The 26,451-nt window shown below is 43.4% G+C and carries 20 protein-coding genes and 2 pseudogenes; 17 read left to right on the forward strand and 5 right to left on the reverse strand.

Annotated elements, in window-relative coordinates:
- The first annotated feature begins 11 nt into the window (after nucleotides 1-11).
- The 6 genes and pseudogenes from ACKKE8_RS14620 to ACKKE8_RS14645 all read left to right on the forward strand — a co-directional run bounded on the left by ACKKE8_RS14620 (nucleotide 12) and on the right by ACKKE8_RS14645 (nucleotide 4,759).
- Nucleotides 12-701: a response regulator transcription factor gene (locus ACKKE8_RS14620; RefSeq protein ID WP_409178765.1), complete on the forward strand. Its 690-nt coding sequence runs from the start codon at nucleotides 12-14 to the stop codon at nucleotides 699-701.
- Nucleotides 702-708: 7 nt separating this feature from the next.
- Nucleotides 709-2,055 (forward strand): sensor histidine kinase, encoded by a 1,347-nt coding sequence (locus ACKKE8_RS14625; RefSeq protein ID WP_409178766.1) that lies wholly within the window; start codon nucleotides 709-711, stop codon nucleotides 2,053-2,055.
- 80 nt (nucleotides 2,056-2,135) lie between these two features.
- Nucleotides 2,136-2,762, forward strand: a complete 627-nt coding sequence (locus ACKKE8_RS14630) for a LysE family translocator (protein WP_409178767.1) — start codon at nucleotides 2,136-2,138, stop codon at nucleotides 2,760-2,762.
- A gap of 216 nt (nucleotides 2,763-2,978) precedes the next feature.
- On the forward strand, nucleotides 2,979-4,190 hold the full coding sequence (locus tag ACKKE8_RS14635) for an MFS transporter (protein WP_409178768.1): 1,212 nt from the start codon (nucleotides 2,979-2,981) through the stop codon (nucleotides 4,188-4,190).
- A gap of 6 nt (nucleotides 4,191-4,196) precedes the next feature.
- A pseudogene (locus ACKKE8_RS14640) lies at nucleotides 4,197-4,337 on the forward strand (winged helix-turn-helix transcriptional regulator); the annotation flags it as partial.
- Nucleotides 4,338-4,351: 14 nt separating this feature from the next.
- Complete coding sequence (locus ACKKE8_RS14645; RefSeq protein WP_409178769.1) at nucleotides 4,352-4,759, forward strand: alcohol dehydrogenase catalytic domain-containing protein; 408 nt, start codon at nucleotides 4,352-4,354, stop codon at nucleotides 4,757-4,759.
- 440 nt (nucleotides 4,760-5,199) lie between these two features.
- On the opposite strand, the gene ACKKE8_RS14650 is transcribed toward ACKKE8_RS14645, so the two are convergent.
- Nucleotides 5,200-6,429, reverse strand: coding sequence for an MFS transporter (locus tag ACKKE8_RS14650; RefSeq protein ID WP_409178770.1), 1,230 nt, complete (start codon nucleotides 6,427-6,429; stop codon nucleotides 5,200-5,202).
- 214 nt (nucleotides 6,430-6,643) lie between these two features.
- Nucleotides 6,644-8,098, reverse strand: a complete 1,455-nt coding sequence (locus ACKKE8_RS14655) for a SulP family inorganic anion transporter (protein ID WP_409178771.1) — start codon at nucleotides 8,096-8,098, stop codon at nucleotides 6,644-6,646.
- 564 nt (nucleotides 8,099-8,662) lie between these two features.
- Between ACKKE8_RS14655 and ACKKE8_RS14660 the strand changes: the two genes are divergently transcribed.
- From ACKKE8_RS14660 to ACKKE8_RS14710, 11 genes and pseudogenes are all read left to right on the forward strand, one after another.
- A complete protein-coding gene (locus ACKKE8_RS14660; protein ID WP_409178772.1) occupies nucleotides 8,663-10,015 on the forward strand; it encodes a DNA sulfur modification protein DndB in 1,353 nt (450 codons plus the stop codon).
- Complete coding sequence (locus tag ACKKE8_RS14665) at nucleotides 10,008-11,021, forward strand: hypothetical protein (protein ID WP_409178773.1); 1,014 nt, start codon at nucleotides 10,008-10,010, stop codon at nucleotides 11,019-11,021. Before ACKKE8_RS14660 ends, ACKKE8_RS14665 begins: the two co-directional genes overlap by 8 nt.
- A gap of 279 nt (nucleotides 11,022-11,300) precedes the next feature.
- Nucleotides 11,301-12,632, forward strand: coding sequence for a S1 family peptidase (locus ACKKE8_RS14670; RefSeq protein WP_409178774.1), 1,332 nt, complete (start codon nucleotides 11,301-11,303; stop codon nucleotides 12,630-12,632).
- Nucleotides 12,633-12,686: 54 nt separating this feature from the next.
- On the forward strand, nucleotides 12,687-13,253 hold the full coding sequence (locus ACKKE8_RS14675; RefSeq protein WP_409178775.1) for a hypothetical protein: 567 nt from the start codon (nucleotides 12,687-12,689) through the stop codon (nucleotides 13,251-13,253).
- Between the two features lie 672 nt (nucleotides 13,254-13,925).
- Complete coding sequence (locus ACKKE8_RS14680; protein WP_409178776.1) at nucleotides 13,926-14,279, forward strand: DUF5412 family protein; 354 nt, start codon at nucleotides 13,926-13,928, stop codon at nucleotides 14,277-14,279.
- A gap of 286 nt (nucleotides 14,280-14,565) precedes the next feature.
- Nucleotides 14,566-15,663 (forward strand): C39 family peptidase, encoded by a 1,098-nt coding sequence (locus ACKKE8_RS14685; RefSeq protein ID WP_409178777.1) that lies wholly within the window; start codon nucleotides 14,566-14,568, stop codon nucleotides 15,661-15,663.
- 65 nt (nucleotides 15,664-15,728) lie between these two features.
- Nucleotides 15,729-16,049: a hypothetical protein gene (locus tag ACKKE8_RS14690; RefSeq protein WP_409178778.1), complete on the forward strand. Its 321-nt coding sequence runs from the start codon at nucleotides 15,729-15,731 to the stop codon at nucleotides 16,047-16,049.
- A 299-nt stretch (nucleotides 16,050-16,348) separates the two neighbouring features.
- Nucleotides 16,349-16,825: pseudogene (locus ACKKE8_RS14695) on the forward strand (P1 family peptidase); the annotation flags it as partial.
- A 195-nt stretch (nucleotides 16,826-17,020) separates the two neighbouring features.
- A complete protein-coding gene (locus ACKKE8_RS14700) occupies nucleotides 17,021-18,766 on the forward strand; it encodes an ABC transporter ATP-binding protein (protein ID WP_409178779.1) in 1,746 nt (581 codons plus the stop codon).
- 24 nt (nucleotides 18,767-18,790) lie between these two features.
- Nucleotides 18,791-19,573 carry a Fe-S oxidoreductase gene (locus tag ACKKE8_RS14705; protein WP_409179119.1) on the forward strand — a complete coding sequence of 261 codons (783 nt, stop codon included), beginning with the start codon at nucleotides 18,791-18,793 and terminating at the stop codon, nucleotides 19,571-19,573.
- A gap of 122 nt (nucleotides 19,574-19,695) precedes the next feature.
- Nucleotides 19,696-21,654 carry an EAL domain-containing protein gene (locus ACKKE8_RS14710; protein ID WP_409178780.1) on the forward strand — a complete coding sequence of 653 codons (1,959 nt, stop codon included), beginning with the start codon at nucleotides 19,696-19,698 and terminating at the stop codon, nucleotides 21,652-21,654.
- Between the two features lie 27 nt (nucleotides 21,655-21,681).
- On the opposite strand, the gene ACKKE8_RS14715 is transcribed toward ACKKE8_RS14710, so the two are convergent.
- From ACKKE8_RS14715 to ACKKE8_RS14725, 3 genes are read right to left on the reverse strand one after another with little or no spacing between them, the layout of a single operon-like run.
- Complete coding sequence (locus ACKKE8_RS14715) at nucleotides 21,682-21,819, reverse strand: hypothetical protein (protein WP_409178781.1); 138 nt, start codon at nucleotides 21,817-21,819, stop codon at nucleotides 21,682-21,684.
- A gap of 7 nt (nucleotides 21,820-21,826) precedes the next feature.
- Nucleotides 21,827-24,685, reverse strand: coding sequence for a DEAD/DEAH box helicase (locus tag ACKKE8_RS14720; RefSeq protein ID WP_409178782.1), 2,859 nt, complete (start codon nucleotides 24,683-24,685; stop codon nucleotides 21,827-21,829).
- Nucleotides 24,682-26,286 (reverse strand): SWIM zinc finger domain-containing protein, encoded by a 1,605-nt coding sequence (locus tag ACKKE8_RS14725; protein WP_409178783.1) that lies wholly within the window; start codon nucleotides 26,284-26,286, stop codon nucleotides 24,682-24,684. Before ACKKE8_RS14725 ends, ACKKE8_RS14720 begins: the two co-directional genes overlap by 4 nt.
- Nucleotides 26,287-26,451: the final 165 nt, after the last annotated feature.

Genomic DNA, 26,451 nt, shown 5'->3' on the forward strand with positions numbered 1-26,451 from the left:
GGAGGATTCACATGTCTACCATTTTGCTAGTCGATGATGAACCGCAAATTTTAGAAATATTGTCCTCCTATCTGCAAAAGGAAGGCTATCATGTTTTGACCGCCCAAACAGGCAAGGAAGCAGTCGAAATGGCCACGACGATTTCATTGACCTGTATCATTTTGGACCTGATGCTTCCCGATCTGAGCGGGGAAGAAGTCTGCGTCCAAATTCGCAAAGAGTCTCGTGTCCCGATCTTGATGCTAACGGCGAAAAGTGGAGAGGCGGATCGGATTCGCGGGCTTACGATTGGCGCTGATGACTACTTAATCAAGCCCTTTAGCCCGAGAGAACTCGTAGCGCGTGTTCGAGCCGTCATGCGTCGTGCGGGCCATTATTCAACACTCTCCGATTTCATCGAGGTGGGAGACTTGACCATATCGATGAATGAGAAGAGAGTCACGAAAAATGGAGTCGCTTTGGAGGTTACGCCAAATGAATACCGCTTGCTCACAACGCTTGTCCGTCATCCGGGGAGAACGTGGGGCAGGGAGGAGCTCGTGCGTGAGGTCATGGGCTTTGATTTCGAAGGGTACGATCGAACCATTGATACGCATATCAAAAATCTTCGCCAAAAGATAGAGGCAGACCCGAAGCAACCGGAGTATATCAAGACGGTGTATGGATTGGGCTATCGCTTTGACGATCCCATGAAGAAGTGAGGACACGATGAAGCATATTTGGGTAAAGCTCGCTTTTGTGATCATGACAGTCGGCGCATGCGCAGTTCTTTTTTCCTCGTTGTTATCCGTGAAGGAAATGGATGTTCATTTTTCGATGTATGCCAATGAAGTGCGAAATCAGCATAATCAAGAAATATCGCGTGTCGCACTCCAGGCGTATCAGGACAATCAAGGCTGGGGAGCGGAAGCCTATCATAAGCTTGAAGCGATTTCCGAGGTCTTGGGATTGCATATCACACTCCTCGATCAACAGCAACAAGTGAAAAATGAGTGGGGCAAACGTCCAGTCCATACGAGCAATTACAGTGTAGACAAGATTCCCCTTGTCAGTAAGGGGGTCATGATCGGGCAACTGGTGATTAGCCACGATGATCGGAGTGCGTATATGACGTTGGAAAGTCATTTCCAATGGGCGCATAAAAACACGACGTTGTGGACGATGGCTGTGCTACTCATCCTGGTCATTATCATCAGCATACCGCTCGCCCGGACTATGGTGCGTCCAGTCGTTCAGGTGAGCACCGCAGCGCAACGAGTCGCGCGGGGAAATCTGTCCACACGCGTACCGGAGCCTCGTGGCAAGGATGAAGTTACGTCATTGGTCGCTGCTTTTAACAACCTGGTCCAAAGTCTTGAGCATCAGGAAGAACTACGCAAGCGACTGACCTCCGATATTGCCCATGAATTGCGAACACCATTGAACACCTTGCTAGCACAAGTAGAGGGGATGATCGACGGCATTTGGGAAGCAACTCCCAAAAATCTCGAAAGCACAAGGTCTGAGGTACTGCGTTTGAGCCGTCTCGTCCGCGATTTAGATCAGGTGATCCAGGTGGAGTCGGGCTCCTTGCAAATGCGCAGTGAAGAAGTCGAACTGCGTGAGGTTGTCAAGGAAGTCACTAAGTCAATGAGTGCTACGTTTGCCCGTGCACAAGTGAATTTTCACTTCAAAGGTGATCATGCTGTTTGGATAAAAGGGGACAGGCAGAGACTGGCGCAAATCGTGGCCAATTTGTTGACGAATGCCTGCAAGCATACGCCAGCGGGTGGAGAAGTCGTAGTCACGGTAGACAATCCGAGTGCGATGGTCCGTTTGCAAGTGAAGGACAGCGGCACAGGCATCGATCAAAAGGACCTCCCGTACGTCTTTGAACGTTTTTATCGGGGAGATCGCTCGCGAGCAAGGGAACGCGGCGGAGCAGGATTGGGGTTGACGATTGTGAAAGGGATCGTGGAGGCACACAAGGGAATCATCTCGTTGGATAGCAGAGTGGGTGAGGGAACGACCATCACGATTTTGTTTCCGCTACGAGCTCATGAAGCCGAAAAGTAAGCCTAAAACGTATCGTTCTCGCTGCACATCGTTTATGATAGGAAGAGAATTTGAATATTCGATACAAAGAGGGAGAGCACATGTTTGATTGGACTACCATGGGAGCATTTTTGGCTGTTGTGATCGGCCTCTTTTTAATTCCGGGACCCGCTGTCCTGTTAACGGCGACGCGTACCGTTCAGGGAGGACGTAAAGCAGGGATTATGGCAGGGCTGGGCATTGCTACCGGCGACTTTATTCATACGATTTTTGCTGCGGTCGGTTTATCCGCGATTTTGATGACATCTGCATGGGCATTCAATCTCGTGAAATTTGCAGGAGCGGCTTACTTGGTCTATTTAGGAGTTCGGGCCATGCTTGAAAAACCGGTTGACCCAGAGCTGCCAAAAGTAACACCGTTGCCGCCGCTGCAATCGTATGGGCAAGCCATCCTCGCAGAAGTTCTGAATCCGAAGACGGCGTTGTTCTTTCTGGCGTTTCTGCCGCAATTCGTACATCCGGAGCGTGGGGGAGTCATTCTCCAATTCCTTGTCTTGGGACTGATTTTCGCCATCTTGGGGTTCTTTTACACCGCGTTGATTGCGATCAGCATCAGACCATTGGGGCATCTGGTGAAACGAATTTCCTGGCTGGGCCGCTGGAGTGGCAAAATCGTAGGTTCTGTTTACATCTTATTGGGATTAAAAGTCGCGCTTCAAGAAAGATAAGGTAATGAGTCGGGGAGACAGTCTTCCCGGCTTTTTTTATTGCTTGATTACTGGTGTAAGGTACTTTTTAGTGCCTATGATACTTGAAAGTACGTACTTCCTATCAAGTGAGGCATGAGACATAATAGCATTCAGATCCAACATATTCGCCAATCATGATAAGTAAGGGCCCTGCTTTGTGAATGGCAAGAAAAATTAAGGGAGGATACAACTCAGATGAGCACAATTACATCCAACGTGAAGCAGCAAGCAACTGGTGCGAAAAACTCCACTCTTGCTTTACTTGCTCTCGCAATCAGCGCTTTTGGTATCGGGACTACTGAATTTGTTATCGTCGGTTTGTTGTCTACAGTCGCACAGGATTTGAAAGTAACCATCACTTTAGCCGGACTTCTTATTTCTGGATATGCATTAGGGGTAGCTATTGGAGCACCGATTATTACAGCACTCACAAGTCGAATCCCACGCAAAACACTGCTCATGCTTTTAATGATTGTCTTTGTTGTCGGGAACAGTGCGGCAGCCTTGTCGAGTAGCTTTGCGATATTAATTATTGCCCGTTTCTTTACTGCGTTTTCTCATGGGGTATTTTTCTCTATCGGTTCGACGATTGCAGCCGATCTGGTGCCAGAAAACAAGCGTGCCAGCGCGATTGCGACGATGTTTACGGGTCTGACTGTTGCAACCGTTACAGGCGTGCCTTTGGGAACGTTTATTGGACAAATGTTTGGATGGAGAGCGACTTTTTGGGGAGTGGCCATTCTTGGCGTGATTGCACTTATCTCGACAGCGATTCTGGTACCAAGCAATTTGAAGAAAGCCAAGGTTGCTTCTATTAAAGACCAAGTGAAAATAATCACAAACTTGTCACTGTTGCTTGTCTTTGCGATTACGGCACTTGGCTACGGCGGTACCTTTGTAACCTTTACGTTCCTAGGACCGATTCTGGAAGAAATCACGGGTTATCAGGCGAGTGCCGTCAGTCTGATTCTTCTCGTCTATGGGATTGCGGTAGCGATTGGAAATACGGTCGGGGGAAAAGCAGCTGACAAGAATCCGATAAAAGCATTGCGCTGGATGTTCATCATTCAGGCGATCATTCTGATCATCTTAACATTTACCGCTCCTTTCAAATGGGTGGGAACGCTCACGATTATGCTGATGGGCCTCTTGGCTTTTATGAACGTACCGGGCTTACAGGTATATGTCGTGCAGTTGGCTGAAAAATACGTGCCAAGTGCTGTTGATGTAGCTTCTGCCATGAACATTGCTGCTTTCAATCTCGGCATTGCGATTGGAGCCTTCGTGGGAGGAATCATCGTCGATACCATTGGACTGATTCATACACCATGGGTCGGTGGAGTGATGGTATTAGGTGCAGCATTACTCACGGTGATCAGCGGCAAGCTGGAAAAAGCTCGTCGTTAATCCACCCGCAATGTGTATCAGCAGGTTCCCCCACGCGTCGAGTATGACTTGACTGAGTATGGCAAGACCCTGTCGAAGGTCCTGGATGTCATGTGTGAATGGGGAGAGAGGCACATCGAAAACCAATTGCGAAAAATAGTCGAATGAAAAGGGGAAGTTCGATGAGAGGAATTGGCATTAAGCAATACGGCGGTATCCAACAGTTAACAGAAATTGAACTGCCACTTATTTTAGGGTTGGATGCGGCGAGCACGGTAACGGCTGTCGGTACGAATGTGCAGGATTTTCAAATCGGCGATGATGTCTTCTTTCGTCCAGAACTGGAAAGAGAAGGGACATACACAGATGAAATTGTCGTTCCGGCGAATATCGTAGCCCTGATGCCACGTGGTTTGTCGTATGCTGAAGCGGCTTCACTTCCGCTGGTCGGGCTAACGGTTTGGCAGGCATTGGTGGAGGTAGGGAAGGTGCAAGCGGGAGCGAAAGTCCTGATGTTGGGGGAAAGCGGCGGGCCAGGATTTGATTTTTCAACCGAGCCCGCTGCTGTTTTCATGAAAAAGCCAGCGTGACGGTGTAGATCGCCTTCGCTGGTAACCGCCAGCTTCACCTCTTTCGAATCACGGCCCCATGCAGTACAAAGGTAATCCCTAAGATTCCTGCGATAGCAAGCAGGCGAATAAAACCGTTGGAGACAAACAGATTGACACAGATGAGCCCAATTATGATCAGAATAAGCAAAATCACCGTTTCCCCGACATGTACGTGTTCCCCTTTCCTCAGAAAAAATGAGTGGTCTCGTCAAATCGGAATATGCGGGTAATTCCATGGCGTATGTAATTTGACTTAGTGGTTGTCAGAATCTTCTGTTCATCTTCTGGATACCTACTATTGTAGCGAATACACTCGTGGAAGAAAAGGCGGGAACACGTGAAAAACTCCCTTCTGTCATCGCCAGGTGTTCACCTGTGCGCTTGAGAGGGAGTTTTTGCTTGTGATCGTGCTACACTCGTTACTTCGTCGCTAGCTGACGCTCAGCTGCCTGCTGCTTCAGCGGCTGTGCGGTCAATTGTGATCGTTTGGATCGAATCATGATGGCAGTAATCAACAGCGCAATGCCATTGATGATAAATACGAAGCGAATCGGGATGAGTCCTCCGAGAAAGCCGCCAATGATTGGCCCCATCATCGTCGCGAGCTGCGTCGAGGATTGGTTCAGGCTAAACGCTCTGCCGCGAAATTCTGGTTCCGTGACTTTTACAATCATGGCATTGATCGACGGATAAACAGCGGCAAAAAATAGTCCGTACGCGAATCGCAAAATGCCAAATCCATATAGATTGGTGAAGAAAAATTGCAGTAAATTTCCGATCGCTCCACCCATTAAGCCGATGAACAAGATTTTGGAATAGCCGACCTTTGTCCCGAGCTTGCCCCACTGTGGAGCAGCAATGACCGTCGCGATTCCTACTGCCGCAAAAATGATGCCGGAGCTGAGGGAAGCGTCTTGCTGTGAAGCGCCCAATTGCATGACATACACGGTTATTAAAGGTTCAAGAAGCATAACGGAAATCGTGACCATCAGGCTCATACCCAGTATGGACATCAACGGGCGGTTTGCCACTGCAGCGCGTAAATCTTCGCGTACACTCGAGCGACTGCCGGAGCGGTTCAAGTTCGTTTCCTTCACGAAAAAAGTAGCGATCAGCGCTGCTACGAGCACGACAAATCCTGAAAAAATGAAAGCTTCCGCGTTTCCCCACACATGACTGACGACACCGCCAACCAACGGACCGATGATTCCTCCTGTTGCACCCGAAGTCGCCATAATCCCCAGTGCGTACCCGACGTTTTTTTCTGGTGTATTCGTCGCTACCAGCGCAATAGCGGCAGGTACGTAGCCGGCAAGCAGGCCCTGGAAGATCCGTAACACAAGAAACAAATAAGGGTCCGTAATCAAGTACGTCAAGAAGTATAACAAAGCCAAGCTAAATCCAGAGCGAATCAACATAGGCTTTCGTCCATATTTGTCCGCAAGAGAGCCCCAATATGGCGAAATGAGTGCACTTGCTAAAAACGTGATGCCAAACGAAATGCCGGACCAGGCTTCCAGATGCTCATTGACCCCCAGTGAAGTATGGAGGAAGATGGGCAGGAAAGGGATAGAGATGGAGTAGGCAGTGCTACAGAAAAATACCCCAATCCATAATACAATCAAATTACGTTTCCAAGAAAATTCCATCTTTCTGTCACAACCTTTGCAGTTAAAAAGCAGGAATGTTGTTATTGATCATTCTAGCACTGCAATTTACTGCTGACCAATTCGGAAATATGATCGGACTATTGCAAAAATGAAATAAGAGGAAATCTTGACTTCATTCGGACAAAAGGAAATCCCCTAACGACAAGAGATGGAGCTCTTGTATCCGTTAGGGGATTTCCATTTTAACGGCAGGTTAATGTCCGGCAGGAGTGCTTATACCCACACGATCAATCAATCGCTTGCTTTCCTCATTAAGTCCGGTGATGACTACGAATTTGTCCAGTTGTCTGTATTTCTCTACGACTTTCGAAATAGCCGTGACAGCTGACAAATCCCAGACGTGGGAACGGGAAAAGTCAATGATAATCTGCTCGGGATCATCCTGAAAGGAAAACTGGTCGACGAAGTGCGTCATGGTTCCAAAGAACAGCTGACCCGAGACGGCGTACACTTTTTCGCCAGTATCGCTCTCGTACGAAGTAGCATGCAAGCGAGCCATCCTCCAGCCAAAAATGACGGCACTCAGGATCACTCCAGAAATGACCCCTTTTGCCAAATCGTGCGTAGCGACGACGACGATCACCGTAGTAATCATGACAATGGCATCTCCAAAAGGAATTTTCCGCAGATCCCGTATGGACTGCCAGTTAAACGTTCCGATCGACACCATGACCATGACACCGACGAGGGCAGCCATCGGAATTTGTTTGACGACATCTCCAAGGACCAGTATCAGGAACAAGAGAAAAATCCCTGCAACCAAGGTGGACAGACGGCCACGCCCACCTGATTTCACATTGATAACGGACTGTCCGATCATGGCACAACCAGCCATTCCGCCAAAGAATCCAGTGATGATGTTGGCGATCCCTTGGCCTTTCACTTCCGTATTTTTATTACTGCGTGTATCTGTCATCTCATCAAGAATGGCAGCAGTCATCAATGATTCCAGAATCCCGACCAATGCAAGCGGAAAGGAGTAAGGCAGGATGATCATGAGTGTTTCCCAGTTCAACGGGACACTAGGAAAGTGGAACATTGGTAGTTGACGTGTGATTTCACCCATGTCTCCAACGGTCCGTAAATCAAGACCTGCCCAGATGGAAATGACAGTCATGACGATGATTGCTACGAGAGCAGAAGGGACTGCTTTGGTGAGACGCGGCAATAAATAAATGATCGCGAGTGTTCCTGCCAGCATAACGTACATAATCCAGGACGCCCCAATGAAATGGGGAAGCTGAGCCATAAAGATCAGAATAGCCAACGCATTGACGAAACCAATTACAACGGTATGCGGGACAAAGGTCATCAGCCTGCCGATTTTACAGGCTCCAAGTACCAGCTGCAAAATACCGGTCAGAACAGTCGCCGCGAATAAATACTCGATGCCATGCTCCTTGACCAGGGTGATCATTAATAACGCCATAGCACCAGTAGCTGCGGAAATCATGCCCGGTCTTCCTCCGACAAACGCAATGATGACTGCGATGCAAAAGGAAGCGTATAATCCAACCATTGGATCGACACCGGCAATAATAGAAAAAGCGATGGCTTCCGGAATCAGGGCAAGTGCTACGGTAATACCTGCCAGCACGTCAGCACGTACGTTAGAAAACCATTCCATTTTTAGTTGTTGAAGGTTCAAAAATGTTCCTCATTTCTGTATCGTATAGTGACTTTCCCCTTTCAGAAAAGTCGGGGCCGTTTTTCACAGTTTTTCATTATAGTAAAAATGAGTCCTCTTCGCCATCTTTTTTTAAGGACTTTCCGACCAAAAGTGCAGGGGGGGGGATTGAGCAGGTCAGTGAAACAAGTGGTACGGTCGTCGATGTTCCTGGTGTAAAAGTCGGACAAGTCCAAAATGAGGAAGCCTTGACTGACTGTGAAAACCAAAGAAAAATGTTTAATATCATCGTAACCTGATATCAATTTAGTAGGTATTAAAGTAAAATTTATAGATACAAGTTAATGTGTGAAATACTATCTTCGAAAGGAGTGGGGAAGTATGAAGTAGATCGCAACGGCTATTATTGCAATCATGGTTTTAACTATTGGTTTTGTAGCCTGAAAACAAAAAGTCTCCGTCATATGCTAATTTCACAGAAGGATGTATTTTACAAAATAAAATAATATACTATAAAAATACTGTATAATGAATAGATTGTTATGGTAATAATTGTGAATTGAATGTGGTGGAGGAGTTGATTAGATGCCTCTAGTAGAGCGGACAATAATTGAGGATAATTTATCAGATGTTATATCTAAAATAAGCAATAAAAGAAAAATAGTTACTGACTTAAAAAATGAAATGACTGAACATGGAATAAATATTAAAGATACTCAGTTTATTGTTTCAAAGAAAACACCACTTAGTGAACTGTCAATTAGTGTTTTATGTTTATTGTCTTCTAAATTGTATAAAATTACGGAACTTGAAGCGGCAAACCCCGAGAATTATTTTAGCACTCAAGAGATAAAGCAATGCCAGACATTTGAGATTTCAGTTAATGAGAATAAAATCACCTTGCCACATACTTTTAATAATGTAACTTTTGTACGTGATGCTAATTATTCGACAACAATTACTGCACAAGAAATTAAGAAGTTGATGGATTCAAACCTTTTAACATACAATTTTGAAACACAAAGGGAAGCTTGGGTTAAGCGCGATAATGATGATCAAATTGTACTAAAACCTAAAACTAATTCGAAAAGCGTATCTGAAATTGCAGAACTGCTTAAAACTGGTGATTTAGAAACAACGACAATTACAATAAATGCATTAACTAACACTTCTGACAGTGGAGAAGAATTTGTGTACGATCACAAAAGTAAGTCACTAACAATAACAAAAGGAACACAACTTAATATTCTTGATGGTTATCACCGAATTTCAGGTATTCTAAAAGCCCTGCAAGGAGATGAAACATTAGATACTGTATTTGATCTTAAACTTTTAAACTACAGCACGAGAAGAGCCATTAAGTACTTCAATCAAATCAATAAAGTTAACCCTATATCTGAATCAAGACTTAAAGAAACAAATATAACTAGCTTGGCAACAGTTACATTTGAAGAACTGAAGGATAAGTGTGAGTTCTTAAATGGCAAAATCTCTTCATCTGAAAAGATTTTTACCTCGGCAGATCAACTTGTAAGCTCAAAGGTATTAATTGATGCCATTGATGAACATTTTAATCCATCAAATAGAATTGAAGCTCTTCAAGTTGGTCAGTACTTGGCTAAGTTTTTTGATTCTCTGTTTATGAGTTATCCAGATGCATTTGTTTCTGATATTCATTCGGTAAGAAAAGCATCTATTATAAACGCAAATTATATGTTTGATGGCTACGTATTATTTGCCAAAAAAGCTCAGGAGCAAGGAATATCTGTTGATAAAATTAAGAATATAATAGATCAAGTCAATTTTAGTCGAGAAAATGAACTGTGGAAGGGACTTGGAATATTAGATGAAGTAGGCAATATTGTAACGAACCCAAAAAGAAAAATTAGAACTTTTATGAGTGAATTGGTATCAAATGAGGTGAAATCAAATGTCTAATGCGTATCTAAATGACACTGAACTATACAATAAAAAGCTAAAAGAAGAGTTTGTTTCAAGGTATCCAGAATCTGCTCATAATGTTTATAAACGAATTTTCTATTACAGCGCTGCCGCTGAAAAAATGTATGGAATTGATTTATATGAATTTAACTTAAATCAAATTAGCGAAATACTTTTCTCCATAAATGCCTCTTCATTAGCATCAGTTAAAAGTGCAGTATCTATTGTTAGGGCATATATAAATTGGGCAATTCATCACAGATCAAATAATATTAATCCATTAGATATTGTAGATAGTGACTGGGAGAAACAGTTCGTGGATTCTGCTAAAAAACTTTTCTTCTCAAAGAATGAAATAGATGAGATCATTTCAAAGTGTAAAAATGCACAAGATGCTGTAATTATTGCACTCTTATTTGAGGGTGCTGGAGGTAAAGAAGTATCAGAATTGAGGAATCTTCGCCCGAGAGATGTGAACTACGATGAAAAGTCAATTACTTTAACAAATGAAAATGGGGAACAAAGACTGGTTAAAGTAGAGGATCAAACTATACAATTTGTTCACGAAGCTTCTAGTCAACAAGAGTATTATAAACGAAATGGGCACGTATCACCCAATGCAAGAAATACTAAAGAAACAAGCGAACTTATCGACACTGGATACGTTATTAAACCTGCAAAAACTAAAGTTGTCCATGTAGAGCAAGTTAATACACATGTAATTTATGCTCGTCTTTCTGGAATTAGTGATGAAGACTCCTTAAACATTCCCAACTTTACTGTAAAAAACATTCAACGCAGTGGAATGGTTTTTATGGCAAAGCAAATCCTTGATCGAGATGGAAAATTTGAAGATAGGGAACAGTATTTTGAGATTTGCAAGAGATTTGGAATTAACAAAATTAATAATAATGGTTATGAAACGTATAATTGGTTTCCAATCAAACAATTCGTAAACATGGATATGATTCATCAATTATATGGAGAGGACAGTCTGTCTTAATGACAGGCTGTTTTGTTTTAGAGGCGAACGAAAATAGATCAATAGAAATGGTCAATGTGCCTATCTCTCGGTAGGCAAAGATGGGGCGACGAAACAGATATTACACATATGTTAACAGAACAGGCTTATGTGTCAGAAGGTTATGTGGCGCTTTCAATAAAAGAGACAGAAATCGTTATACCATTTGAATAAAAGATCCATTCTAAAAAATACAACCAGTTTGACTAACCTCCAAATACTGTATAATATGTAAAATGATATTAGAAAGGAGAGAGAAACGTGAATACAATTAGAGTTATTATTACTGCAACTGCTTTAGGTACTTCTTTGTTGTTAACAAACATAAGTCCAATCAATGCAAATGAAAATGAAACCGCAGTAGAAATTGATGACACTAACAGATTCCGAAAGGAAATGGGTCTTGATGAATTATCAAAAAAGGACTTAGAGAATGACGAATATAAACTCTCTAAGTTTGGAGCTTATTTAACTATAGAAGAAGAACAAGAACTTGATGAAAGAATAAATCAGCAAAAAGAAAAGATTCCAGCAATAAAAGCATTCATTGAAGAAAATCTTAAAGAGGAGTTTGCTGGGATCTATATTGATCAAAGTTCAGGTGGAGTAGTTAATATTGGATTTAAAACCAATGCTGAAACTACAGTAGAAAAACATCTTGATGAATTGCGAGAGTTATACGAAGAAGACAAGTTAAAAATTTTCTTTACGGAATACTCAGAGGATGAGCTAAACAAAATAGCTGATAATGTCTTTCAAAATAGATCAAACCTTATGGAAAAAGGGTTAGATATAGTTTCTGTTAATGTTGACTTGCCAACTCAAAAAATTAACATTGGAGTAAAAGAAAAATCATCAGCAAAAAAGGCAGCAAAGCTTCTTTTGGCAGAAGTAGATGAAGAGAATGTATTAGCTGAAATGGGCTTAAATGTTGATATTTTCAATATAAAGGAAGAAGAAGCGCGCAAAGCTCAGGCTCAGCCAAGCGACAAATTTAGACCAATTCAAGCTGGCTTAAGAATAAAAAATACTACAGAAAACCGAAGTTGCACTTCTGCGTTTTCAGTGCAAAAGGATAACGATTTTTATGTTTTAACTGCTGGACACTGCACAGAAAATGTTGGGGATAGATTTGAGCAAGGAGGAGCAAGGTTTGGTAAAACCGCAGATTTTAATTTCGGTGGTAGTGTGGATGTAGCACTCATCGAACTAACAAAGGGATCGGACGATGCTACTTACTATGTTTTTGGAAATTATAAATCAGAATACAATACTATTACAGAGGTTCAGAGAACAAGGGATGAAACCATTGGAGATACAGTTTGCATTTCAGGAAGTCAAATGAAAAGAGTGAAGTGTGGAACGTTGAAATCAACTAATTGGAGGGGGAATATAAAAAGCCCAAATGGAGACACACAATACTTTACTAACATGAGACAAGCTAGTTATTCAGAAGTACAAGGGGATAGCGGTGGGCCTATATTTTATGGTGGAACAGCAATAGGAGTTCATAGCGCGGATACTGGAGTTTACACACATATCAGCGAAATAGAAGATTATTTTAACATTGATTCAATTTTTACTGGTAACTAGTTGAAATAAAGTTCCCCATAAGAGAAGGTTTTCTCATGGGGAATAAGAAAGGAAATGAGCACATTGAAAAAGGCTTTGACATTAATCATTGCAGCATTACTCATAACTGGATGTGCAACTAATCACAAGAAGGTTGAAAAGCAAGCATTAACAGGATACGTAACTGAAAAAGACTTTGAAAAAAAAGGTCTCTTAGTTATAGAAAATGATGAAACCAAGACGAGCGATGAGAATTTCTATGCAGCAGAGTGGTATTTCCCAAAAGAAGAAGCCGTATTCCTCGATAGCAAGGGGAATAGCATCTCCTATGAAGAAATCGAAGTTGGTCACACAGTATCTACATGGTCAACAACACCATCAGCACAGTCTTATCCCAGTGGCGCAGAACTCAGTAAACTTGTAATTAATGAAGAAAGCAAAAATCCTATTAATCAAATGGATGAAAAAAGTGCGATTCAACACGCAATCAATTACTTAAAGAGCACACATAATGATGGAATCATTATTAAAAGTGCAAGTGGACAGAAAGATCATTGGCTGATAAAAGCAACCGACTATGATCATAAAACAGATACTATTCTACAAATCAATGCACAAACAGGAGAAGTAAAAGAGCTTTAAAATTTGTACCCTACTGCAACTAAAGAAAGGAGGTGATAAGATACTCATAAAAGTGTCATTTTATAAGAATATAATATATAAAAAAACGATAAAACTATTGTTTGTTTGGCGTCTAATTCAAAGGTGGCGTGAAAAAGATATCTGGGACTATGTAGAACAAGAAGAGTTTCCTTATAACGATTTGTACAAGATGAATATTATCCAAACGTATCCGAAAAAGTTGGATATTTTAATTAAAAATAATTAATCAAGATTAATTGAACTAGAGATTTATGTAAATGAACTGCTAAACGAGCAGATTCAAAAAGGTAAACGATTCCAAGCAATATTTCTTGAATCAATTGGATTCAAAATTTTCACTCCACGCACTGGCTGTATGATGTGTCCATTTCCCGTGAAGCATGGTTACATGCAGTGGAAGAGGTTGAATCATGAGAAGGTGTTTATAATTTGGGGTATGGAAATGCGTTGTTGAGCATGATCCCAAGTTACTCGCACTTACTTCGCGATAAGGATAAGAGAAGGAGGGCTTTGGGATTATAAAAGAGAAATTGGATGGGGTAAGGTTATTTTGATGATCCATCCGATCATGCAGCAATTAATCAAGGTATTGATTGCTTCGAAGATGATAGATTCAAATAAGAAATTTTTGATTCACGAAGGCGGAGTATCATGAAAAATATCCTACATAATAAGTTATTCATTGCTCTCTTTATTTTGATCCTACTTTCCTTTTTACTCTATTACAACGCATTTTATTCAACATTATTGATCGGGCAGGGAGAACTGACTAATGAGGTGTATTCGCCAAACAATCAGTACGTTGCCAAGGTATATCGTGTCGGTGATGAAAGTGGCTTACGAGTAGATGTAAATACGGGACTTTTCGGTAGTGAGAGACTTATTTACTGGAGTTGGAAAGAAACCGAAGCAAAAGTAGAATGGCTTGACCAGACTCATATCAAAATCAATGAAAGAATCTTAGATGTTAGGTCTGAGAAGTATGACAAGAGAACAATGGATTAATTAGGGCAATTTTCATGCTCAGTAGGATATTCAATATAAGGAGGAACTCCCCTCCTTATATTTGAATTAATTAATCAAAAATAATTAATATGATAAGCATAGTAAATCATTAATAGGCTATAGACGTTTTGTATGCATAAAATGAATTCAGGATTTTTAATAAAATACAAACAATGTATCTCCCGACACTTTTCTATAATATACAACATCATACTAGCAAATATCGTGGAACATTGAAGAATATTAAGAATATTGTATAATATAGTAAAAAAAGGGAGGGCTGATAATGGTTAAAAGATTTTCTTGGTTGCTTTTTGCAGTTTCTTTACTATTTTTTTCATCTGGGGCATATGCAAATGAAGATGATACATACGTTTCAGAAGAAGTTGCAGATCAGATAGTCAAAGATTACATCAAGAAATTCAAATTTAATGTGAGTCTTGAGGACAAGCAAGATGTTGTTGAACTTTATGACACCAACGATGAGCATATCGGATATTATTATGAATTAGAAAATGAAGAAAGTTATTTCTTTATTGTTTCAGCAAACACTGATTACTCTCCAGTGTTTGCTGCTGGAAAAGGAAAGATTAAACTACAAGAATTAGAAGATAATGAAAAGTATTACTTTTTGGGAAGCACTTCAATCCTAAAATCTAATGATGGCAGTAGGTTGGTTAAAAAAATCAACAAAGGACTACAGAAGAAGGAAAAAGACATTGAATTTACGATCCCGAAGAACAGAGAGGCAAAGTCTATTTGGGAAAGTTACACGACAGAAGAAGCTAGTGATGTAAGTACCTTAAGAGTAGACGAAGACTATCTTAACGTAACAAGGTTCACTCAATGGGAAGATGGAGTAAATAACCCAGCAAGCTCATGTGGGCCTGCAACAATTGCTGCAATAGCTGAGTACTGGCGTAGCAAAAAAGGATTTGACACAATAGATGGTTTAGATTATTTCACCAGAACTGAGATGATAAATGCTATTTACAAGTATCATGGCGGAAAGTCATATGGCATGTCAGTTTCAAATGTGCGCAGTGGGTTAAAAAGTTATATAAACCGAGGTCACACTCATACTGTGTCAACAGACTCGTTTAATAGTTTTTCTACTTACAAGTATGAAATTGGTAGAAGTCGCCCACTTGCAGTAAAATTTGATCAGTATTTCACGTTTTTCGAGCCAGATGCTGAGTACGCCTACGACTACCATTGGACTGTTGGTGCTGGGTATCTAGAAGATGGAACCGATAAATATCTCTATATTCAAGACAATGGAATTGGATACACGGATGGGACTTGGGATTGGTCGAAAGAATTGTACATTGACTACACAACAAACAAGCCAATTATTACTATGGTATCTTTAGAAGTTTCATGAGTCATTTAAATGAGGAGCAGGTGTTTCTGCTCCTTATCATTTCTTATAGATGGAGGGCATTTACCATGAAAAAAAAGATGATTTGGAGTGTAATTAGTGTACTTAGTATTATTTTAGTTTGGAACCTTTATACTATATTTTATGGAACATCTGGAGACAAGGTATTGGCTATTAACTATGCAACAGAGTATGTAAGTGAGAAGTATAATTTACCAATTGAGAGCTTAAAGGCAGATGAACCTACTTACAATTTCTCACATGGGACATATATGACAAAAGTGAGAAACACAAAAGCCCAAGAATCATATCTAATCAATGTTAAAATAACTTTCAATGGAGATATGCAGAGAATTGAAGAATATTCTAAGAATCCGGTAAGGGAGTGATGTAAAAAATAACGACTAAAAAAATATCATAAATTCATTCGCATACAATTCGATCTGTTGTAACCTATGAATACCCTTTCGAAAGGACTGAGAACAATTTAAGGCAAAAGAAGAGGTTAAATAAGCAAGCTTAAATAATTTAAAATATAAAAAACAAAGATAATGCACGATTAACTTTTTCAATAAAAACAACCAAACTGTACATGCGTTAATGAGCACACGAGATGTACCTAACATCATGAATTGTTGTAAAAGATGTTGATCTATTTACAGCACACAATCTCAGCCTCAAAGATTTAGGTGGGCTTGGAACAGCTTCTCGCCGTCTGCCAAATGGTCTCGTCGTAGGTGCAATCGTAGCGGTGAACGCTGTCGGAGAAGTGCGGTTACCCTCCACAGGCGAAATTTTGGCTGGAGCGAGGGGAGAGGATGGCAATATCCGCGATAGCCTGTCCTGGATGATCGATGCGGCAACTCCCCCGGTTCCGGCAGGGACGAACACTACCATCGCAGTGGTTGCTAGCAACGCTAATTTGAATAAAGTACAAGCGAATAAAGTCGCGCAAATGGCGCATAATGGACTCGCAAAAACGATTCATCCGGTTCACACGATGAGTGATGGAGATACGATTTTTGCCATCGCCACAGGGGGCGTGGATGCTTCGGTCAATCTCGTCGGGACGCTAAGTGTAGAAGTGCTGGCGGAAGCGGTCGTCAATGCGATCCTCTCTGCCAAAGAAGTGGGTGGGGTGCCTGCTTATCAAGATTTACGCTGAGTGTTTTCCGGTTCGAGCCTCTTATTCCTTGATGGATAAAGAGTTTCGAACCGTTTTTAATGTGAATGTGCTCTGCAAAGAAAAAAATTCCAATAAAGCATCGATATAAAAGTCAAATCCATATATAATGAAAATGATTTTCAAAATCAAAGACTTGATTCATGCTGTTCTTGAGAGAGAGGAGTTGCTGCTTCAATGCTTCGCAGATTTTTTTCTTACTATCGGCCTTATCGTGGATTATTTATCCTCGACTTCACGTGTGCAGTATTCGTTGCCTTACTGGAGTTGGGATTTCCGCTTGCAGTGAACATGGTTGTCGATCAATTACTTCCAAGCAAGGATTGGAACATGATCGTGTGGGCGTGCATTGGACTTTTGGCGTTGTATGGTCTTAACTCCGGGATGAACTATGTCGTCACGTACTGGGGACATATGCTTGGAATTAATATCGAGACGGATATGCGTAAGAAGCTATACGACCATATTCAAAAGCTCTCTTTCCGCTTTTTCGATAATACCAAGACGGGGCATCTGCTATCTCGTCTAACGAATGACTTGATGGAGATCGGGGAGGTTGCTCACCACGGTCCGGAAGATTTGTTTATCGCCGTGATGACGCTGATCGGTGCTTTCCTCCTGATGTTCAATATTAATGAAGAAATGGCGCTGCTTACGTTTTTGGTGATTCCGCTCTTGATCTTCTTCGTTGTTCACTTCAACCGTAAAATGACGGGTGCGTTCCATCGTCTGTACGGCGACATGGCGGATTTCAACGCACGTGTTGAAGACAACGTAGGCGGAATGCGTGTCGTACAAGCTTTTGCCAACGAGCAATTTGAAAACAAAAGATTCGAAGAGAACAATCAGCGTTTCCGTATCACCAAGCTGTTGTCCTACAAAATCATGGCCCAAAATATTTCTGTCAGTTACGTCCTGATGCGTATAGTCAATTTGTTCGTCTTGATTTGCGGCAGCTGGTTTGTTATTCAAGGTGAATTGACCTACGGTGAATTTGTCGCTTTCTTGCTGTTAACGAATGTATTTTTCCGTCCGTTGGAGAAAATTAATGCGATTATTGAGAGCTATCCAAAAGGGATTGCCGGCTTCAAGCGATACATCGAAATCATGGACACAGCACCGGATATTGCGGATGCTCCAGATGCGATCCAGGTAAAGTCGTTGAAGGGCGATATCTCGTACAAGAATGTTTCGTTTAGCTACGACCAAGAGTCTTCTGTTTTGCAAAACATTGATTTGAACATCCGGGCGGGCGAGACCATTGCGTTTGTAGGCCCTTCTGGAGCAGGAAAAACCACATTGTGCAGTCTCTTGCCGAGATTTTATGAGATTGACGGGGGCAGCATCACCATTGATGGAATGGATATCCGCCAAATCACGTTAAGGTCATTGCGCAGCCAAATCGGGATTGTTCAGCAAGATGTGTTCCTCTTTTCAGGGACGATTCGCGAAAATATTATGTATGGAAAACTAAACGCTTCAGAGGAAGAGATCTGGGAGGCAGCGCGTCTGGCTAAACTAGAAGAGTTTATCCGTTCTCAACCTGCTGGTCTGGAGACGATCATTGGTGAACGCGGAGTCAAATTGTCCGGTGGTCAAAAACAAAGATTGGCGATTGCACGCATGTTCTTGAAAAACCCGCCGATTCTGATTTTGGATGAAGCTACTTCTGCACTCGATACCGAAACGGAGGCCGCGATCCAGCAGTCCTTGCAGGAATTGTCCAAAGGCCGTACGACATTGGTGATTGCCCACAGATTGGCTACCATTAAAAATGCAGATCGAATCATCGTTGTAACGGAACAAGGCATTACCGAGCAAGGAAGTCATGATCAGCTCTTGGCTCGTGAAGGCATCTATAGCAGACTGTATCAAGCACAGTTCGGCACGTACCTCGACCAGTCAAACAGCGTTTTTTCTTGATATAGAATAGAGAGGGAGATCGTGATGCAAGAATGGGATGACGATTTTATAGCACAACGGTTTGATCTTACTTCAAAACCGAGACCCAATGCGTTATTTTCCATGAAGGCAAGAGATTTGGTAGACCCGACACATATGAATGAGCTCGTAAAAATCTATGCTCCGCTAATCAAGGCACATGAGCTGACTGCTGCTGGTACTTACATCAGCAGTTGGCTCACGAGCCCTTCTCTCGGTCTTCAGTATATGATCTCTGTCTGGAATCGTGCACTTACCATGACGCTGGATACTATGACGATTGAATTGTTTTACGAGGATGATTATCCGCAATTCGCCTTTGTGATCCCGACGTATGAAATCGTAGAAGCGCCTACCAGCGAGGCAGAGCGTGCAATCTGGTTGAAGGAATGCTATCGTGCGTATTTCCAAGACTTCCTGCATCCGTTGCTCACGACTCTTGCAAAGGTAACGGGAAACCCAGAAGCGATGCTCTGGGGACAGTTCCCGACCAAGTTCAATTACCATACGGATGCTTTTGTGGCGTTGGTAGAACAGGATCGCATCAAGCAACAAGTAAAGGCTGATTATGATGTCCTCTGTAATCAGCTGGAAGGCGAGAGCTTTGGATTGCAAAAAAATCCATTTCGCGTGGGTGTGCGCTGGATCGAAGATATGCGTGATCCCCAAGCGAAAGTGAGGATCAAGAATCAATGCTGTTTGTACTATAAGACGGGGGAGCAAAAGTATTGCTATACCTGTCCGCGGATAAAAGAAGAAGATCGCGCTCTGATGAGAATTCGCGCGTAGCTGACCCTCCTTTGTGGAGGGTTTTTTCTATACACCGTAGACGTATGGACATGGGCTAGCCTCTTCCTATAAAGTAGAGTCAGGGGTAAAGTTGAAAAAATCAGAATGATTTCCAGGAAGGCGTGGTTCGTATACAGACAATGAACCAAAAGGAACTGGATCGCTACGTTCGAGATTTTCATCAAGCGGTTGTCAATCAGCAGCTGAGCCTGTATTATCAACCGCTCTACGACCTGAGAACAGGCAAAATAATCGGAGCAGAAGCTCTTGTTAGATGGAACCATCATCAAAGAGGGCTACTACCCCCGGATTGGGTATTTTGGTTAGCAGAAAAGAGCGGGTTGATTCTTTTGGTAGAGGAATGGGTGATCAGAACGGCTTGCAAGCAGAACAAAGCTTGGCAGGATGCTGGACTACCACCTCTTGTGACATGCGTGAATCTGTCATCCTATACCTTGGAATCGGAACAGTTGGGTAGCATGATTCAAGCGATCTTAGACGAAACGAACCTGCAGCCTCACTATTTGGAGCTGGAATTCACCGAGGATTCTACCAGAGATGGAGAGCGTACCATCGAGATTTTAGCAGATTTAAAAAGGATCGGGGTAAAAATCAGCTTGGATGATTTTGGGAAGGGCTATAGCAGCATTCAACATCTATCCCGCTTCGCCATGAACAAGCTAAAAATCGATCAATCCTGTGTAAAGGAATGCATGAGCGATGTCACGCAGGCCACTGTTATCAAAACCGTCATGGCGATGGCACGAAGTCTGGGCGTGCAAGTAACGGCAGAAGGTGTAGAGACGCAAGAGCAATTGGATTTTCTTTGGCAGCTTGGTTGTGATTCTGCTCAAGGATTTTGGTTTAGTGAGCCGATGCCTGCCGAAGACTTGGCTCGTGTGTTGAAGCGTGAGGAAAGGTTTAGGAACAGTGCATTTCTCCTACTCAATGGTGGAGGACACCGAGCTTTTGATACATACGAAGTGGATCAGAATGAGCGAGGAGATGCTCCTTGTAAGCAACAACATGTGAATGAATGGCCTTATCGAATGATTGCAGAAAACTTGTCTGATATTATCGTGATCATCAATAGTCAGGGGATCATTACGTATATTTCACCATCCGTTCAATCCGTTCTGGAGATCGCTCCTGATGAAGTAGTGAATCGACACCTGCTAGCTGTACTGCCACTGGAAACGGGCAGGCTTGTTATGCAAACGATTCGTCAGATCACTTTGGAGAAGCAGCCTCGTCTCATTACATTTACTTGCCCGGATCGAAATGGCAAAAAGATCACGCTGGAGGCAAAAGGCACCCCGGTGATTCAGGAAGAACATGAGACGAACCAAGTCATATTTATCATTCGAAATCACACGAAGCACGTACAAACAGAAGAGTTTTTACAAAAGATAGACACGCTATCCGTCATCGGGCAAATGGCTGCCGGGGTTGCGCACGAAATACGAAACCCGGTAACTTCCATCAAAGGCTTCGTACAATTGCTTCGTCGAGACCAATGGAAGCGGGAATATTTTGATATTATGCAGGCTGAATTTCACCAATTAGAGAGTGTCCTGCGAGAATACGTCTTTTTATCAAGAGAGTGTACAGAGCCGTACGAACCGAAAAATCTAGCGCATTTGCTGCGACAGGTTACACGATTGATGCAAGTAAAGCTAGAGCGTCATCATTTAGTACTAGATGTCGAGGAAGTGGAAGGAACCACGATTTGGTGCGATCAGAATCAAATACAGCAGCTTTTTATGAATCTTCTGTCAAACTCCGTTGAGTCGATGCAAGATGGTGGGACGATTCACATCGTGGCTAGGCGTAAAGAAAGCGAGCAAGTGATGATTAGAATCATTGATCAAGGCTGCGGTATGGCGGAAGAACGGCTGAAACGATTAGGGGAGCCTTTTTATAGCACAAAGGAAAAAGGAACCGGGTTAGGACTTATGATTTGTTATAAAATCATGCAAGCACACGACGGGTATATCCATTTTTCGAGTACCCCGAATAAAGGGACGACAGTGGAGGTTTCCTTTCCACTAAGAAAATCAAACCCAAGGCTCGATCCATAACGTGATCAGGCCTTGGGTTTTTCGCATTTATTCTTTCTTTGATTGATGATCGGAAAATTGTTCTTGAACAGCTTCTAAAAAACGCAGCCATGCCTCGGGCAGCTTGGGCTCTTCTGTAGGGCGGCGCATCGTAGAATTGCTGTCGGTTTGTTTCGCTCGCTCCATTCTCCACCTATCCTTTCGTGTCTAGCCAATCATGGCGCAGGGTGAACAAGTCCCGCAGCTCCTCCGTTGATAGCTCGGTGATCCAGCTTTCGCCCGTCCCGACAATTTGCTGGCTCAACGATAGCTTTCTTTCCATCATTTCATCAATGTGTTCCTCAATCGTCCCGAGAGAGATGAATTTGTAGACGTGAACATTGCGCTGCTGTCCTATGCGATGAGCACGGTCAGTGGCCTGATTTTCTACCGCAGGATTCCACCAGCGATCTACGTGAATGACGTGGTTGGCCTCCGTCAAGTTCAAGCCGGTTCCACCCGCGCGCAAGGAAAGAATGAAGATGGCACCGCGTTCATGGTCTGGAAGTGTCGAGTCTTGAAAACGAGCGATCATCTCATCGCGTTTTTCTTTCTTCGTGGCCCCATTTAAGAAGTAGACAGGTCCATAGCCTTCTCGCGTCAGCACCCGTTGGAGCAAATTGCCCATTTCGATGTATTGGGTAAAAATCAGGCAACGCTCTTTCTTTTGGCGAATATCGTCCACCAATTCCAGCAGTCTTTCCAATTTGTGCGAGCGACTGGCTTCATCTGTTGTTGAGATTTCATTCAAAATGAGGGCAGGATGGTCACACAATTGTTTGAGACGTGTCAGTGTCGTCAGAATCAGACCGCGCCGTTCCATAGGGGAGGCTTTTTCCATACGATCAAACATATCTTGAATCGCTGTCTCATAAAGTGCGCCTTGCTCAGTAGTCAGCGGTACATATTCCTTACTCTCATTCTTGTCTGGCAAGTCGAGCTGAATATTCGGATCGGTTTTAACACGACGGAGCAAGAAAGGCTGAATGAGTCGTTGCACCTGATTGATGAGATGCTGGTCTTGATCGCGTTCGATGGGGTGAACAAAGCGCTGGGTAAATTCCCCGAGACTTCCCAAGTAGCCAGGATTCAAGAAATCAAAAATGGACCAGAGCTCACTCAGACGATTTTCGATCGGAGTGCCTGTGAGAGCGATCCGGTGCCATGCTTTCAAATCGCGCACAGCGGACGCTTGCTTTGTATAGGCGTTTTTAATATTTTGCGCCTCGTCGAGACATATCGTATCCCATGTAACCATTCCTAGCTCCTGCTCATCCAAATGGGACAGGGCGTAGGAGGTAATCACCAGATCCGCTCCCTTGATCGCTGGCAAGAACGACTCCTTCTTTTGGCGATCATTGCCGTAGTGAATCATCACCTGAAGAGAGGGGGCGAAACGCTTCAGCTCTTTTTGCCAGTTGCCTATGACGGAGGTCGGGCAGATTAAGAGAGAAGGAGTACTGGCTGGGCCATTTTGCTTGACATGAAGCAAATACGTAATAAATTGAACCGTTTTTCCCAATCCCATGTCATCGGCCAGACAAGCTCCCAATCCAAAACGGCGTAAAAAGAACAACCACGAACTGCCCTCCAGCTGATAATTTCGCAATGTCCCGTGAAAAGTAGAAGGCTGCTCCATGATCGGGACGCGCTTTGTTTCTTGCAATTGATTCAACAGCTCTCGCAAATGCTGGTTTAGCTGAACTTCAACCGTTAGAGAAGTGTCGAAATCGAATTCATCATCGGGTAGCTCCTCAACCTCCACAGTAGGGGCGAGGTGCATTCTCATGACATCACGCAGGGTCATGCCGTTTTTCGCTTGGTTTTTCTTGAGCGCTTCCTGTAGCTGTAAGAATAGATCGGGAGTCAGTTGTACCCAATGCCCGCGAATTTTCAGCAGGCGCTGCTTTTGTTTGATGAGTTCCGCAAATTCCTCTTCGCTGAGCTCCACAGGTCCCAAGGCGAGCTTCCATTCAAAATCCATGAGCTGGGAGACACCCAGGAAGGACTGTCTGCTAGCCCCGACAGAGGATGTAATCTTGGCTTTTAGCTTCGGTTTTACCCGGCGTACTTGTTCCCACCAAGCTGGCAGAAAGACGTGAATACCGGCTTGCACCAGCTGCAAACTACTCGACGTCAAAAAGATCCATGCTTGCTCGTTCGTGAGTCGGGTGAGAAAACGGCTTTGATTCTCCTTGGTGTCTTTTTGCCACGGGAGAATCTCTTTGCATTTGGCTAGGTCCGTGAGAAAACGATTCCAGTGTTCACGCCAGTCCGCAGGGATGCGAGCGGTGGCTACTCCCTCAGCCGTCAACTGGTGTGGCTCAATGAGAAATAACTGATCTGGCTCTTCACGATTCTGCAAATAAACTTGGAGTTGCCAATCATTGGGATGCTCCTCGGCCTCGACGATTTGCAAGCATGTGCGAAACGGTGTCGTATCTGGCAACCAGCCTATCGATTGCAACCATTCCTGTTCCTGAAGATGTGGAGAAAGCTCGGCCCCCATGACGTACAGAGCCGGGTATTGCGTCAATAGCTGCTCCCACTTTCGTCCAATCTCACCGGTGCCTTGCAAGGATTCCTCCAAGATGAGCGAAAGCCACCTGTGTCCGAACTCCGGAAAATCGCCGGGAGTTTGCAGGGCTCTCCAGCCTATTTGTCCTTTTTTCCAGGAAGAAAAATCAGGGGCAATGGAGCCTTGTGCAAGCGTCTCACGGATCATTCCCGCTACATGCGTAAATTGTTCAAATGGCGTGCTGGATGAATAGGTCCGATGCAAAAGCCACTGGGGGGAGACGAAAAAGGAGAGGGCCTTGGCAGGGCTGAGCAATACACCATGCTCGTTTTTATCCAAGAAGGTTCCGTAATAGGATGACTCATCCCACGCAAACAGTGTTCCTGCCAATTCTTCTGGATCGACCACTGCTCCATGCGTGTCTTTGCCAGTAATCAAGAATTGTCCGTCTGCCAAAAGCTCTCCGTCTAGAACCAATGTAGTGACGGTCTTCATAAGTTGAAATTTCCTCTCCTTAGCTCTTCTTGAAAAGCACGTAACCGATTATGTTTGGCAGATAATTGTTCCACGTATCGTTCCCAGCGCGCATCTTGGTTTGCTCTGTTGTAAATCGTCCTTACCTTTTTCATGAGCTTGATCGCTTCTTTGTAGGCCGTTCGGTTACGTTCCGCAATCAGTCTGTTCACCTCACGCAAATAAAAAGGGAAAAGCAGGGTCGGCTCGGCTTCCTCGATTTCTTTCACCTGCACGATCGAGATGTCTGCCATAGGCACTTGAAACGACATTTGCAAATCAATCCATTGCTGAAACTGTCTTTCTTCATATAAATAGGCGGCATATTCGTGATAACTGCTCGGTAAGAACTGCTTCAGCTTGGCGCCGCACTCGGCTGATCGTCCCACTTGTTCCATCGCTTCCTGCCAAATGGCGATAACGAGTCGGTATTGCTGTGTCTCGGCTTGACCGATTAAGGACGTCAAAGAAGCAGTCCAATCGAGAAATCGTTGCCATTCCCCATTGCGAGCGAATGATTTCATATACGACAAGTAGAAGGAGAGGCTCAAACGGCTCATTCTTTTCCAGATTTGTAGAGCAGCTTCGTCTTCCTTTCCCATCACATGAAAGTGGGCTCGGAGCAGCAGCCCTTTTTCCTTTTCGGCGGCAGAACTTTCTTCATCGTTGATAAGCTGATCCAGTACATGGATCTCCTCTTGCATCCACTCTGGCTTCTTCAATAGCATCCACCATAACATTTGATAGGCGAATATCCAGTAGAGGGAAGTGGCTTCGTTTTCTTTCAACTGCTTTGTCAGTTGAAGAGTATCTACGATGGCATCCTGGTGGTCAGTCAAAAGAGCCGGGATGTCTGCGAAGTACAACGTCCCTTCTAATTGATCCAATAGCCGCTCGGCTGTCTGAACCAAATCCAGAAACCAGTAGGATTGGCGGTACGTTTTGACGTATTGTGTAAGCTTCATGAGATGAAACAGATTGGCATGAATGACAAAGAGTTGTGCCCGATCTTTCGGCCACGAGGCAGCAACACTTAGCACATTTTGATAGCTCGATAATAACTCAGAGGAAGCTCGATACGATTCCATGGCCGCAAACAAGTTACGTGTCCAGCTCTCAAAAAATGCCCACCATTCTTTGACGGAGCTGTCCGCGGTAAGCGGAGAGGAAACAGACGCTGTATCCTGCTGAGCAGGAGCGGTATGGCTGTATTTATAAGCAGGAATCAGCAGATGAGGAGAAAAAGTAGCTCGTCTTGGCTGTTGGGATCGGGTCAAAAATGTACGAGGATTCTCGAACACACTGTACATCTGAAAAAAAGTAGCAGCAATATGCTTGCAAATGCGCGAATAAGGGCAGGTACAGGTACTGTTTTGAACCGTTTCCATATCGAGGCGAACATGATACACCTCGGAACCCTGAACATCACTCATTAAATATTGGCCTTGTTCTACACGTGTATTGAAGACGACGCCATCTGAAAAGTACGTATAGCCCCGTTCAATGATGTGTCCTTCGACGACAATTAGGATTTGCTCGCCTACCTGTATCGCTTGTTCCCGAGTCAACTCTCTTTGTAGCATGTAGTCAGATCCTCCGAACGAAGTGTCATCCCTCCATTATAACCCAAAATGCGGAGAATGGAAAAAGATGCGTGTGTTCGGAAACAATGCTTAATTTTTGCGGGGACTGGGTGTATACTGTACACGTCGAATGAAAAGCAACTAAACACAATGTGTTTTATTGTC

It is taken from the genome of Brevibacillus fortis (genome assembly GCF_046196545.1).
In the GTDB taxonomy this organism is placed as follows: domain Bacteria; phylum Bacillota; class Bacilli; order Brevibacillales; family Brevibacillaceae; genus Brevibacillus; species Brevibacillus fortis_A.

Coding starts and splice junctions, on each gene's coding strand:
- ACKKE8_RS14620 (WP_409178765.1), top strand. CDS start 12: ATGTCTACCATTTTGCTAGTCGATGATGAACCGCAAATTTTAGAAATA.
- ACKKE8_RS14625 (WP_409178766.1), top strand. CDS start 709: ATGAAGCATATTTGGGTAAAGCTCGCTTTTGTGATCATGACAGTCGGC.
- ACKKE8_RS14715 (WP_409178781.1), bottom strand. CDS start 21,819: ATGGAGCGAGCGAAACAAACCGACAGCAATTCTACGATGCGCCGCCCT.
- ACKKE8_RS14635 (WP_409178768.1), top strand. CDS start 2,979: ATGAGCACAATTACATCCAACGTGAAGCAGCAAGCAACTGGTGCGAAA.
- ACKKE8_RS14680 (WP_409178776.1), top strand. CDS start 13,926: ATGAAAAATATCCTACATAATAAGTTATTCATTGCTCTCTTTATTTTG.
- ACKKE8_RS14685 (WP_409178777.1), top strand. CDS start 14,566: ATGGTTAAAAGATTTTCTTGGTTGCTTTTTGCAGTTTCTTTACTATTT.
- ACKKE8_RS14675 (WP_409178775.1), top strand. CDS start 12,687: ATGAGCACATTGAAAAAGGCTTTGACATTAATCATTGCAGCATTACTC.
- ACKKE8_RS14690 (WP_409178778.1), top strand. CDS start 15,729: ATGAAAAAAAAGATGATTTGGAGTGTAATTAGTGTACTTAGTATTATT.
- ACKKE8_RS14725 (WP_409178783.1), bottom strand. CDS start 26,286: ATGCTACAAAGAGAGTTGACTCGGGAACAAGCGATACAGGTAGGCGAG.
- ACKKE8_RS14665 (WP_409178773.1), top strand. CDS start 10,008: ATGTCTAATGCGTATCTAAATGACACTGAACTATACAATAAAAAGCTA.
- ACKKE8_RS14705 (WP_409179119.1), top strand. CDS start 18,791: ATGCAAGAATGGGATGACGATTTTATAGCACAACGGTTTGATCTTACT.
- ACKKE8_RS14700 (WP_409178779.1), top strand. CDS start 17,021: ATGCTTCGCAGATTTTTTTCTTACTATCGGCCTTATCGTGGATTATTT.
- ACKKE8_RS14720 (WP_409178782.1), bottom strand. CDS start 24,685: ATGAAGACCGTCACTACATTGGTTCTAGACGGAGAGCTTTTGGCAGAC.
- ACKKE8_RS14650 (WP_409178770.1), bottom strand. CDS start 6,429: ATGGAATTTTCTTGGAAACGTAATTTGATTGTATTATGGATTGGGGTA.
- ACKKE8_RS14660 (WP_409178772.1), top strand. CDS start 8,663: ATGCCTCTAGTAGAGCGGACAATAATTGAGGATAATTTATCAGATGTT.
- ACKKE8_RS14630 (WP_409178767.1), top strand. CDS start 2,136: ATGTTTGATTGGACTACCATGGGAGCATTTTTGGCTGTTGTGATCGGC.
- ACKKE8_RS14645 (WP_409178769.1), top strand. CDS start 4,352: ATGAGAGGAATTGGCATTAAGCAATACGGCGGTATCCAACAGTTAACA.